The sequence below is a fragment of the Capillibacterium thermochitinicola genome (assembly GCF_013664685.1).
Taxonomy (GTDB): Bacteria; Bacillota; UBA4882; order UBA10575; family UBA10575; genus Capillibacterium; species Capillibacterium thermochitinicola.
On sequence record NZ_JAAKDE010000013.1, the window covers coordinates 94,878 to 107,357 of the forward strand.

General features: G+C 49.1%; 10 protein-coding genes. 3 read left to right on the forward strand and 7 right to left on the reverse strand.

What is annotated here, in order from left to right:
- The first annotated feature begins 26 nt into the window (after positions 1-26).
- A complete protein-coding gene (locus G5B42_RS07225) occupies positions 27-1,370 on the forward strand; it encodes a uracil-xanthine permease family protein (RefSeq protein WP_181339782.1) in 1,344 nt (447 codons plus the stop codon).
- Between the two features lie 68 nt (positions 1,371-1,438).
- On the opposite strand, the gene G5B42_RS07230 is transcribed toward G5B42_RS07225, so the two are convergent.
- The 5 genes from G5B42_RS07230 to G5B42_RS07250 all read right to left on the reverse strand — a co-directional run bounded on the left by G5B42_RS07230 (position 1,439) and on the right by G5B42_RS07250 (position 8,017).
- Positions 1,439-2,506, reverse strand: coding sequence for a protein-glutamate methylesterase/protein-glutamine glutaminase (locus G5B42_RS07230; RefSeq protein WP_181339783.1), 1,068 nt, complete (start codon positions 2,504-2,506; stop codon positions 1,439-1,441).
- Positions 2,506-3,345, reverse strand: coding sequence for a CheR family methyltransferase (locus G5B42_RS07235; protein ID WP_181339784.1), 840 nt, complete (start codon positions 3,343-3,345; stop codon positions 2,506-2,508). The genes G5B42_RS07230 and G5B42_RS07235 overlap by 1 nt, the downstream gene beginning before the upstream one ends.
- Before the next feature lie 23 nt (positions 3,346-3,368).
- A complete protein-coding gene (locus G5B42_RS07240; protein WP_181339785.1) occupies positions 3,369-5,354 on the reverse strand; it encodes a chemotaxis protein CheA in 1,986 nt (661 codons plus the stop codon).
- Between the two features lie 98 nt (positions 5,355-5,452).
- Positions 5,453-5,989 carry a chemotaxis protein CheW gene (locus tag G5B42_RS07245; protein WP_231133331.1) on the reverse strand — a complete coding sequence of 179 codons (537 nt, stop codon included), beginning with the start codon at positions 5,987-5,989 and terminating at the stop codon, positions 5,453-5,455.
- Positions 5,990-6,004: 15 nt separating this feature from the next.
- Entirely contained in the window at positions 6,005-8,017 is a 2,013-nt protein-coding gene (locus G5B42_RS07250) for a methyl-accepting chemotaxis protein (RefSeq protein ID WP_181339786.1), read from the reverse strand.
- Between the two features lie 456 nt (positions 8,018-8,473).
- On the opposite strand from G5B42_RS07250, the gene fabZ reads away from it, so the two are divergent.
- Positions 8,474-8,920 carry a 3-hydroxyacyl-ACP dehydratase FabZ gene (gene fabZ / locus G5B42_RS07255; RefSeq protein WP_231133332.1) on the forward strand — a complete coding sequence of 149 codons (447 nt, stop codon included), beginning with the start codon at positions 8,474-8,476 and terminating at the stop codon, positions 8,918-8,920.
- Here the strand turns inward: fabZ and G5B42_RS07260 are convergent.
- The gene (locus tag G5B42_RS07260; RefSeq protein WP_181339787.1) at positions 8,899-9,675 is read right to left on the reverse strand and encodes a PHP domain-containing protein; all 777 of its coding nucleotides are present in this window, start codon (positions 9,673-9,675) and stop codon (positions 8,899-8,901) included. The two genes, fabZ and G5B42_RS07260, sit on opposite strands and share 22 nt — an antisense overlap.
- 451 nt (positions 9,676-10,126) lie before the next feature.
- Here G5B42_RS07260 and ychF point away from each other — a divergent pair, with 451 nt between their 5' ends.
- Entirely contained in the window at positions 10,127-11,224 is a 1,098-nt protein-coding gene (gene ychF / locus G5B42_RS07265) for a redox-regulated ATPase YchF (protein WP_181339788.1), read from the forward strand.
- A 93-nt stretch (positions 11,225-11,317) separates the two neighbouring features.
- Here the strand turns inward: ychF and G5B42_RS07270 are convergent, their stop codons facing one another.
- Positions 11,318-12,403 (reverse strand): mechanosensitive ion channel family protein, encoded by a 1,086-nt coding sequence (locus G5B42_RS07270; protein WP_231133333.1) that lies wholly within the window; start codon positions 12,401-12,403, stop codon positions 11,318-11,320.
- Between the last annotated feature and the right edge of the window lie 77 nt (positions 12,404-12,480).

Here is a 12,480-nt window from a genome sequence, read left to right on the forward strand (position 1 = left end):
TAAAAAAGAATAACGGAGGGATCTGTATGGAAAAAATTATCGATGTAAAAGAAAAACCAACGCTCAGGAGATGGATTCCGCTCAGTCTGCAGCATGTCTTTGCGATGTTTGGCGCGACGGTTTTGGTTCCGTTTCTAGTGACGCTTAACACTCCGGAACATACCGTCATGTTGACCTCAACCGCGCTCTTTACCTCGGGGCTCGGGACCTTGCTTTACATCCTGATTACGCAAGGAAAAGTCCCCGCTTATCTCGGGTCGTCCTTTGCATTTATTGCGCCTTTAATCTCGATTTCGACGGCTTATGGTTTTCCCTACGCCATGGGTGGCGCCTTCTTTGTGGGCTTGATTTATGTAGGGTTTGCCTTAATCATCAAGTTTTTTGGTTTGCAGTGGTTGGACAAGATTTTGCCACCGGTTGTAATCGGGTCGATTATCGTTACCATCGGTCTCAATCTGGCCCCGACCGCCATGGACATGGCGATGAAGGGGTCAGGGGACACGTACAACCTTTACTATGTTTTGGTGGCGACGGTAACCCTGGCCATCGCCATCATTGCCTCGGTGGTTTTTAAGGGCTTTGTTACTGTAATTCCGGTTTTGATCGGCATCATTGGCGGTTACTTGTTTGCCCTCTTTACCGGCTGGTTCTTTCCGGAACACGCTTTAATTGACTTTTCGGCGGTGGCGACGGCGCCTTGGTTTGGCTTTCCCAGACTAGTCAAGCCGGAGTTTGGGTTTGTGCCGATTGCGACCTTTGCCTTGGTTTCCCTGGCGACCATTGCGGAGCATTTAGGCGATACCTTGGTCACCAGTAAAGTAGTAGGTAAAGACTTCTATAAAAATCCGGGTCTCCACCGGACGTTGGCCGGCGATGGTCTGGCGACGAGCTTGGCCGCTCTCTTTGGTGGTCCGCCCAATACGACCTACGGGGAAAACGTTGGTGTCATGGCCATCACCCGGGTCTATAGTGTTTGGGTGATCGGCGGGGCCGCCGTCATTGCCATTATCCTCTCCCTTTTTACCAAGTTCGGTGCCTTAATTCAGACTATTCCTGTGCCGGTGATGGGAGGAATCAGCATGATGCTCTTCGGGATCATCGCCAGCAGCGGGATTCGTACCTTAGTGGAGAGCGGGATTGACTATGGTGACAAAAGAAACCTGATCATCTCTTCCGTTATTTTGGTAATTGGGATCGGCGGCGGTAAGCTCTTTTTCCCCTTGACCGACCAGTTAAACTTTAATTTGGAAGGGATCGCCTTGGCGGCTTTGGTTGGAATCATTCTCAATCTTGTTTTGCCGAAAACCTTGAACCACAAAGAGGAGAAGGCGGCCGCCGAGGCCAAACAGGAGGGTAATACCAACAGCTAAAGCCAAGAACGGCGGCGCAGAGTTGAATAATAGGCATAAAAAAAGCGGCCTGATAATGGCCGCTTTTTTTACTTTATCCCTGCCCAGCGGTGGATTTCTTCGGCAATCTTGGAGAGAGGGACTTGTTTAACCGCCGCCTTATTTTCCCAGGCTTTCTGGGGCATACCGTAGATGACCGAAGTCTTTTCGTCTTGGCAAATGGTGTAAGCCCCTTTCTCCCGCATGGCTCTTAACCCGGCCGCGCCGTCATCGCCCATCCCGGTAAGAATGATTCCCATGGCATTCACCCCTGCGACTTGGGCGACGGAAAAGAGAGTGTGGTTAATGGAAGGGTTATAGATCGAATCTTTCAGTTTCGGGCCAAGCTTGGCCACATATTTCGCCCCGCTTTTTTGAATGGTCAGGGAGCGGTCTCCCGGCACGATCAGGGCTAGACCGGAAGTGATCAGTTCGCCGTCTTCGGCCTCCTTTACACGGATGCGGGCAATCTGGTTGAGGGAATTGGCAAAAGACGACGTAAACATGGCAGGCAAGTGTTGGATAATCAAGAGGCCGGGAACGTCTGGGTGCAATTGCTTGCAGATCTCGGTTAAAGCGACCGTTCCTCCGGTGGACGCGCCGATGGCGACAATTTTATCGGTTGTGATCTTCAGGCCGTCACTCTTCACCAAGAGGGCCGTAGAATCAGGAGAAGCGGGCGGTTCGGCAACCAGAGGAGAACGGACGATGCTGGCCTGGGCCGCTGTGCGGATCTTCTCAATGATTTCAGTTTTGATTTTCTCCATCCCGCTGAGCAAACCCAGGGTCGGTTTGGCGACAACGTCAACCGCCCCCAAAGCAAGGGCTTGGACGGCGATGTCGCTGTTGGCTTGGGTCCAGGAGCTGATCATGACAACGGGGAGGGGACGGAACTTCATCAGATAACGGAGGAAATCCAGCCCGTCCATGTTGGGCATCTCCACATCGAGGGTAATCACATCGACATCCGTTTTTTTCAGGATTTGGATGGCTTTTAAGGGATCCGCGGCGGTCCCGACGACTTCCAGATCTTCGGTCTGGTTGATAATTTCCTTAAGATACTGACGGATAAAAGCCGAGTCATCAACCACAAGAACACGGCATGTTCTTTTCTTCATTAAGATACCTGCCTTTTTTTGTAAATTGATTTTCCCAGCGATAGCCAGCGTTGGTCGGAAGCGGTATCGATCGATTCGGAATGGCCGAGAAAAAGATATCCACCGTCGTTTAATCGAAAATAAAAGTGGTTGAGGATTTGCGCCCGGGCCTCCTTTGATAAATAGATAAAGACATTCCGGCAGAAAATGATATCCATCCGGATGTGGGAGGGGAGTGAATTGACATCCAACAAATTGGCCGCGCGAAAGAGAACGTCTCTCCTCAGTTCAGGAACTACGCAAAAATGGTCGGGATTGGCTTTATCGGGGCGGAAGTACTTAACACGCCAGTGGGCAGGGACGGAGGCCAATTTTTCCCGGGGGAAACTGCCTAAACTGCCGATCTTCAGCTGTTCGACACTGACGTCCGTGGCCAATACTTTTATATCCCAGCTTTGTCCCAGGGTTTCGTGGCAGGTGATGGCAATGCTATAAGCTTCTTCTCCGGAAGAGCTGCCGGCGGACCAGCACCGGATTTTTTTCGGGCCTTTTTTTTCGGCGGAAAAACGGGGCAGGACGGTTCCAGCCAAATATTCAAATTGGACCGGTTCACGGAAGAAAGAAGTCACATTGGTGGTCAGGAGTTCGCAGAGGATGTTCCGTTCCTCCGGATCCTGTTGTAAGAGGTCAAGGTAGGATCGGTAATTATCGAACCCCAGTTGGAGAAGGCGTTTGTTTAAACGGTTCTCAATCAGATATTTCTTTTGGGCCGTGTAATTAAAGCCCAGTGTTTCATTGATAATACCGCAGATCTTCTTTATCTCTTGGTCCGTAGGAGGTAAAACAGATTTGTTAAGCATAGGAGATCCCTCGTGCCTGATGATTAATCTATGTTCAACAATTGTTGGGCAATAAGTTGGTGGTTAAGGATAAGACCAATCTGCCCGCTGCCGAGCAGAGCTGCGCCGGCAATTTGTTGGACTTCACCCATGGCTTTGTTGATTGGTTTGATCATAATATCTTCAAGTCCAATCAGTTCCTCGACGATGAAACCGACATGACCGCGGCCGCTGTTGATGATCACGACGGGAATGCGCATTTTATCCCGGGCAAAGGGGAAGCGGAAATGTTCGCCTAAATCAACCAAAGGAATCGTTTCGGGATAACGGTAAAAGATCAGTTGGTCACCGGCCGTATGAATCTCCTCTTCTTTAATGATTATACTTTGTACCACGTCGGTCACGGGAATCCCAAAGATTTGGCCACCGACTTTGACCATAAACGATTGAATGATGGCCAACGTTAAAGGCACACGCAGCAAAAAGGTTGTCCCGCGGCCGGGTTCGGTTTGGACATCAATATCGCCTTGCAGTCTTTTCAGGTTGGTTTTGACCACGTCCATCCCAACGCCCCGTCCGGAAATTTCACTCACTTGTGAAGAGGTGGAAAACCCGGGCGTAAAGATGAGACGGATTATCTCTTCGTCACTCAAATTATTATCTTCGCTGATTAATCCGGTGGCGATGGCTTTTTCTTTAATCTTTTCCAAGTCAAGGCCTCGTCCGTCGTCGGAAACACTGATCACGATGTGACTACCTTCCTGGCGGGCACCAAGGGTGATATGGCCGGTGGGGTCCTTGCCCAGTTTTTTTCTGGTCTCCATGTCTTCAAGCCCGTGGTCGACCGCGTTGCGAAGGAGGTGTGTTAAAGCATCAATCAGCTCCTCGCCGATGTGTTTATCGATCTCGGTATCTTCTCCGACAAAATGCAGCTCTACCTTTTTCCCAAGTAGTTTTGTGATGTCCCGTACGATTTTGGGGAAACGGGAAAACAGCTGACGGACGGGGATCATCCTTAAGTCCATTGCCCCAATTTGGAGGGTGGAGACGGTTTGGTCAAGCTCCTGGAGGATTTTGGCCAACTGTTCCCAGGTTGGTTTCCCTTGGTAGCCACTTTGGTAAAGGTGGGAGAGGCTGGTTTTGATGGTCAGCAGCTTGCCCAGTTGATTGATGACATTATCTATGCGTTCTGCTTTCACGCGGATGGTCTGACCGGCAGACAAACTATCGCCGGCACTGGGGTCAATCCCTTTTTGGTCATCATTTCGGTAATTCCATTTACGGATATTGATCTCTTGGACCCCGTTATTTAGGGGGTAATTAAGGATTGACTGTTCCATTTCCGGTGTCAACTGGTCTTCGGTGAACAGAACCACCCGAAAGGACGCGTAGTTTTCTTCTGGAATTAAATCTTCACTTGGCGCGGTGGTCAGCACATTGCCGAGGGTACGAAGATAACGGAGAAAGATGACCGCGGAAACACTCCGCATTTGCGCGTCGGATGAAAACTTGAGGTCGATCTCGTAGACGCATTTTCCTTCTTCCTGCCATGCATTGACCTTTGCTTTTTCTTCTTCGCTCAGGATGAGCGGGGGGACCGGTTTCTGGTTGGTTTCGCGGGTGGAGGATTCTTTGTTCGTAAGGGATTTTATTCTTTCCAACCATTTTTCGCCCGCAAAAGGAGTAGTCATGACATTTTTCGTCAGATAATTACTGAACTCGTCGGTAAAAGAGAGCAACAGGTCAACAGCTTCGTTGTCCAATGCGTACTGCCCATTGCGGACGGCGGAAAAAAGGTTCTCGATCTCGTGCATAACTTCTGTTACTTCAGTGAGGCCGATCAATCCGGAGGACCCTTTAATGTTATGGGCAAGCCGGAACATTTCGTCAATAAACTCGGATTGACGTTCTTTATCAGCTTCGATTTGGAGCAGGATCGTCACCAAGCGTTCAATTTGTTCGCTGGTTTCGGCGATGAAGGCCGCTAAAAGATCACTGTCAATAAAATTGGCATCTCTCTGGTCGGTCATCTCATTTCAACCCCTTAACATTGCCCTTTCTTCCGGGACTTAGAACGGCCGGACTGGTTAACCAATCGGCCGTTCAGCATGCTTATCGAATGAAAAGATTAATCTTGGGTGACGGACGGGTTGGTTTCGGCAATGATCTGTTCCAACTGCTCTTGACTGTTAATGGACATGATCTTGTCCAAATCAAGGATCAGAATCAGCCGGTTGCCCAGTTTTCCCATGGCCTTGAGGTACTGTGTTTCGGGACGGGCGGAGAGCTCCGGGGTGACTTGGATCTGTTCGGCGGGGATGTTAAGAATATCGGAGACTTGATCAACGGTAAGCCCAACAATCTTCCCGTTCATCTCAATAACAATAATCACCGTGAATTCGTGGTCGGTGCGGGGGGGAAGACCGAACCTTTTTCGTAAGCAAATAGTGGGGATCACATCACCACGGAAATTAATGACGCCCTCCACGAAATCGGGAGCATGGGGTATTTTGGTCGGGGTGACATGCCGGATGATTTCTTGTACCCGGAGCACGTCCAGACCATACTCCTCGTTGCCAACGGAAAAGATAATAAGCTGTTCCTCCGCTTCGGAGCTGGTGAATTGCAAGTTTAAAATATCCATGGTGTTATCTGTTCTGGCCATGGTGTACACCCCCAATTAAAAATGTGCAATACTATCTTCTTTAAAAAACAATCGGTCTTTTATCGCTCGAAAGATAGAGCGCTGATTGGGGAGGCGGTCAGACTCAATTTCGTCCTGGTGGTCCACCTCGAGTTTGAAGAAGTCAATTTGCCGGCGGAGAGTTTCAGCCTCGGCATACAACGCTTCGCAGGAAGAGGTTAACTCCTCAACCAAGGCCGCATTTTCCTGGGTTACCTGGTTTAATTGTGCAAGCGAAGCCTTAATTTGTTGGGAAGAACTGGACTGTTCACGCATTGCCGCTGCTACTTCCATGATCACGTCGGAGGTTCGCTTGCTGTTGATCACAATCTGTTCGAGCATTTCCGAGGAGCTGTTGACCAGTTCATTGCCGATCTCAACCCGGTTGACGCTTTCATTGATCAGTTGCTCAATTTCTTTGGCCGATTCAGCGGTCCGGCTGGCCAGGTTCCTCACCTCGGCCGCGACTACCGCAAACCCCCGGCCCTGCTCCCCGGCGCGGGCCGCTTCGACCGCTGCATTCAAGGCCAGGAGATTGGTTTGGAAGGCAATATCGTTCACAACTTTAATGATCTCGGCAATTTGTTTGCTACTTTTGGTGATCTCCGCCATTGCGCGGATGGTCTCTTGGATCTTCTGTTTTCCGCTGTTTACCACTTGTAAAGTGCTTTGAGAAAGTTCATCCGCCCGTTCCGAGTTGACCGCCACCTCTTGAATGGAGGAGTTCATGGCTTCGATGGTGGAGGAGATCTCTTCCAAAGTGGCGGCCTGTTCTTGGGTCCGGTGCGACAGTTGCTGGGTACCAACGGCGATTTGCTGGGAAGATTGATTGATATGCTTGGAAGAATCAGCGATCTGGGTAATCAGTTGGGCGGTTTGCTGCACCATATTATTCTGCTGGTTGGCCAGGAGCCCGATTTCATCATGGCGTTTGACATCGAATTGGATGGTCAGATCGCCCTGGCTAATCCGTTTTATGCCAGCATTTAAGCGTAAAATCGGTTTTGATAACGAATTGGCAAACAAGAGCCCGAGGACCAAAATACCGAGGTTGATGATAAGGGAAATACCGGTAAAGAGTGTGCGAAAGTTGTTGACGGCGGCAAAAGCCTCGTCGTAATCGATGGCGGTAACAATTCCGACCGGGAAAGTACCCAGGTTGAAGGTTTTCAGGTTTCCGAGAACCTTCTTCCCCAAGTGGTTACGGAAGATTAAATTGGCCCTGAAATTCAGGTCTTTTCGGCGCAGGGCAGCGGTGAGGTTGTTGATTCCTTCGTGTTCAACCCTGTTTTTTAGGACTTCCATTCCGTATCCCAGTTTGGGCTGGGTTAAGAGCTGTCCGTTTTCATTGATCAGAAAACAATCGGCGGTTGTTCCAATGTTATTAAGGCCGGTTAGGGTCATTTCGGTAATCTGGTTACTGTCATAGTAACCGCAGATGACTCCGGTAATCTCCCGCTTGGTGTGGTCTTTGTAAATTGGTGCGCTGATCGCAAGGATATTGTTGCCGGCCAGCTCTGAAGGGTGGATTTCCGAATTGGTAACCTGCCCTCTTAAGCTGCGTTGAATGTAGTCACGGTTTGCCAAGTTCAGATTAAGGTGGGTTTGGTTGGTTGCACTAATAATTTCGGCATTTTTATTGGTAATAAATAGATCACGAAAGCCACTTTCGTTTTTTACCCGCTGGAGGAGGGGGAGGACAACGGTTTCATTCTGATCTCGCCATTCGGAACCACCGCGTAAAGAGTAATACAGGTTTAGGTTTTCATAAATATCTTGAACCGAAGCAATGAGGCTGATGGTTTTTTGCTGTTCGGTGAACCAGGTCTTCAGGAGCTTTTCTTTTTCCGTTGTGAAGATGTTGAATTTGGTCTCAATTTCGACGTTGAGCACATTATTGGCGGAGACCAGTGCGACTGTCGCTAAGATGGTGACCGGAACAAGGCCAATCAACAAGAAGATCAGAATGAACTTGGACCTCAGGGTTAGTTTTTTTTTATTTAACAACATTTCCCGGCAACCCCCTTGCCTATAAAAGGTTAAAAGCATCTGAGCTGGATAAATCATTACAGGGGAAAATGAGGATAATAATCGACATCTTACAACATAATATCGGTCTTTACAGAACATACTTTATACCAGTTCGTCAAAATTAACGTCCGATCCGGCCGGAAAATAGAGCGCCAGGAAGCGCCCACCGGTTGACCGTCCGTACACGAAGGGATAACCAAAACGTTCGAAGGACAAATGACGGGCAACGAGGGAAGAATAACGGACAACGAGGGACGACAAGTAATTTCTCAAGCGGCAGTGGGGAGATTTGAACGGCGGGTAAAAAGCGAGGACTAAAATTTCGAGAAAAAAGAGGAATTAGAACCTGGTATCAAGAACTAGTACTAATATAAATCCTCTTTTCATACGAGCATCTAAGAAGGGGAACCATGATTGTCAAAGGGGGAGAATGATTTGCTGGATATCATAGAGATCAAAAAAGTCTTACCACACCGTTTTCCGTTTTTGCTGATTGACCGTGTGATCGAGGTGGAACCGATGAAACGGGTGGTCGCGATCAAAAATATTACGGTCAATGAAGTGTTTTCCCAGGAGTACTACGGGGGACTCTATCCCATGCAGGGTGTTCTCCAGGTTGAAGCCATGGCGCAGACGGCGGCCTTTTTGATTCTCAACTCGGAAGAGAACAAAGGACAGCTTGCTTACTTCTCCAATATTGAACATGTCCGCTTCCGCACCCCCGCATTAGCCGGCGACCAACTCCGTATTGAAGTGGAACTGGTGCGTTTACGGGCGCGTGCCGGCAAGTTTAAAGGCTGTTGTTACATCGGCGATAAGAAGACTTGTGAAGCGGTCTTCAGTTGTATGCTGGCCCCGGATCAAAAATCCTCCTTTATGTAGTAATACAACTTTTTAATCAGATTGCCGGCCCCGGTGACCAGCCGTAAAAAGGAGAAAGGGAGGTGTTCGTTGGTAATCAAGCGGATCCCTTCGTTTTCCTTTAAGACCCGAACCAGTTCCCGGGAGTTGGCAACAGGTCCGGGGAGAATCAGGCCGCCGCGGGCTAAGTCCGGGAGACGATGGAAATCCGAACCGGAGATCATGCGCAAGTTGTTCTGCCGGGCAAAGGCCAGCGCTAATTGGTTGTTGGAGTTTTGGCGGGGATTACCGTTATAGACCTCTATTCCGTCAATAAGTTCCAACGGGGCCGGGGTGACGCCCGGGCGAAAAGGATGGGCTTGGTAGATCAGAATTTCCGAGGTGGGGGGTAACTGTTTGCTCAAGCGCCGGAATTCGACGATTCCCATCCTGTATAGTTCAGGGTATTTTTTGAGAAATGATTCGTCAATACCATAGACCAAATATTCCCGGGGGGAATCGATAAACTTTAGTTCAATGCCCAATAAAACGGTTAAACCTATTTTTTCCCCTTCTTCCCGCGCCCCGCGGTAACCCTGCAGAAAGTGGTCAACCCGTGCCGGCCAGGGTACGGACTTGGGAAACTTGCGGAAAAATCCCCGATTATAATGGTCGGTTATGACAATTCCGTCATAACCGGCTTTTTTATATAATTGGGCGACCAAACGCCCTTCGGTGCGGCCGCAAAAGCTCGATTCCCGGGTGTGGACATGGAGATCAATCCGAAATGACTTCATGATTCGCTCCTATGGCACAGAGGTTTATTTTATTATTGGCCATCCGGGGGAAAATATGAGGGACGGAAGCTAAGCTTCTTCGTTTTGGAAAATCTTTGGAGGAATGTGAAGAAAAAGAAAAGAGCCACCCGAAACGGTGGCGAAAATTAAAGTTTATCTGAATTATTAGGGATAATAGTTGTTGGTCACTCTCTCTGACTGCCGGCGTGGTCAAGAGGGAGGCGAGCTGCTCCAGTCGTTGGGCCCTTACGCCTGAGGCGCTCTCCATTCTTCAGGGCAGTGACCTCTGAAGAATGTACTCTTATATTACCATAGAATTTATCCAAATGCAACAGGTTATAGCAAAATTTTTATATTTTTTTGCGGTGGGTCTGATTGATAAAAATTATGGTATTTGCTATTATAAGAAAATGTTTAAGCGTTCAGGATTATACAGGAAGGGAAGGCCGGAATGAAGATTGGAATCGTCGGATTGCCTAACGTTGGGAAAAGCACTTTGTTTAATGCAATTACGAAAGCAGGGGCCGAATGCGCCAACTATCCCTTTTGCACGATTGAACCGAATGTGGGGGTGGTTGCGGTTCCCGATGAGCGGTTGGCGGGCTTGGCGGCGTTGTACAACCCGAAGAGGGTGACCCCGGCCACCGTTGAATTTGTGGATATTGCCGGCTTGGTGAAAGGGGCCAGCCGGGGGGAAGGGTTGGGGAATAAATTCCTCGCCCATATTCGCGAAGTCGATGCCATTTTACACGTTGTCCGGTGTTTTGCCGAAGAAAATATTGTTCATGTGGAAGGTTCCATTGATCCCCGGCGAGATGTGGAGATTATCAATTTGGAGTTAATCTTGGCCGATCTGGAAACCCTGGGGAAAAGGATTGAAAAGACCAGGAATATGGCGAAGTCCGGGGATAAGAAATTCCTGGATGAATTGGATTTATACCTGAAGATTCAGAAGGGGTTGGAAGAGGGACTTCCCGTCCGCGCCCTATCCTTCAGCCAGGAGGAGCAGGAACTGGTCCGGGAGCTCTTTTTACTAACGGAAAAACCGGTGATTTATGCCGCCAATATTTCCGAAAAGGAACTGGCGACGGCAGGAGGAGAGAATCCCTGGGTGGCCGCCCTTAAAACCTTGGCGGCGCGGGAAGGAGCGGAGGTGCTCCCGATCTGTGCGGCCCTCGAAGAAGAGATCGCCCAGTTGGACGAGGAGGATAAAAAGGTGTTCCTGGCGGACTTGGGGCTGAAAGAATCGGGACTGGACCGGTTGATCAAGGCCGGTTATGATCTCCTTGGTTTGATTAGTTTTCTGACCGCCGGGCCCCAAGAAGTGCGGGCATGGACCATTAAAAAAGGGACAAGGGCGCCGCAGGCGGCCGGTAAAATCCATAGTGATTTTGAACGTGGCTTTATCCGGGCTGAGATTGTTGCGTATGATGATTTAATGGCTTGCGGTTCCTATACCGTGGCGAAGGAAAAAGGCCTTGTCCGTTTGGAGGGCAAGGATTACGTGATGCAAGACGGGGATGTGGCCCTGTTCCGCTTTAATGTTTAACAGGGTTTTTATTTAAGTATTTCACGCAAGATCAAATCGCTAGGTTGAAAGAGGAAAAAGTCCGGTCGGGATGACCCCGCCGGACTTTTTTGTTCAGCCGTTTCGCAGGTAAAGCGTTTGGGTGGGATAGGCCAGCTTAATCCCGCGTTTACCGAACTCCTCGATTATTTTCAGATTAATCTCCTGCTGGATATCCATGTATTTGATATAGTCGTTGGTAAGGACATAATAGACTACTTCAAACCGGAAGCTGTATTCGCCAAAACCGCTGAAGTGGGACCGGTTCAGTTCGGTATTGGGAATACTGTTCACGATATCGGCGAGGATTTGCGGGATCTCTTTGACCAGCGCGGCGTCGGTCTGGTAGCTAACGCCAATGGTAAAGGTGATGCGCCGCCGTTTCATTGTTTTGTAATTACGCAGGCGGGAGCTGATTAAATCGGTATTCGAAAAGACCAGTTCTTCGCCGGTCAGGCTGCGGATCCGGGTGGTTTTTAACCCGATATTTTCGACGGTTCCGGAGAAGTTGTCAACGATAATAAAATCACCGACTTCGAAAGGGCGGTCGAAGTAGATGGTAAAGTAACTGAAGAGATCGCTGAGGAGAACTTGCGCGGAGAGGGCGACGGCAATACCACCGATCCCGAGACCGGCAACCAGAGCGGAAATTTCCACCCCCAGGTTGTCGAGGAAAACGATAAAAGCTAACAGCCAGATCAGGACGGAAAAGAATTTGGAGGCGATCCGGAAAGCGTAGCGTTTACTCGCGGCCGTTTCATGTTTGATCAGATAATAATCCAAGCCGCGGTTGAGTAAAGTGAGGAAAAACCGGACCACGAAGAACACCAGTAAAGCGAGGCAGAGACTATTGATGATTTTATGCCAAAGCGGCGACAGGGTTAGGCGATTGATACTTAGGTAGAAGACGCCCAAGTAGATCAGGGGCAAAAGATTCTGTTCCCCGCAGTTAATTAAGAACGAAAGAAACTCTTTTTTTCTGCGTTTGGCCCAGCGGCCTAATCTGGCCAGCAGGAATTTTTTGATCAGGCGCAGAAACCAGGAGCCGACCACAAAGATGGCGAGCGAAAGCAGATAATCGAGGATACTGTTGTGGAAGATCTGCCGTTCGGTCAGGATTGCCCACAAAACAATCACTTCTCCGTTCCGTTTTGATTTCAACATATTTAATATATTATATAATATATCATAATTAAGCGGTTGTGGACACCCGCAAGTGATAGTGTCAAGACACTGTA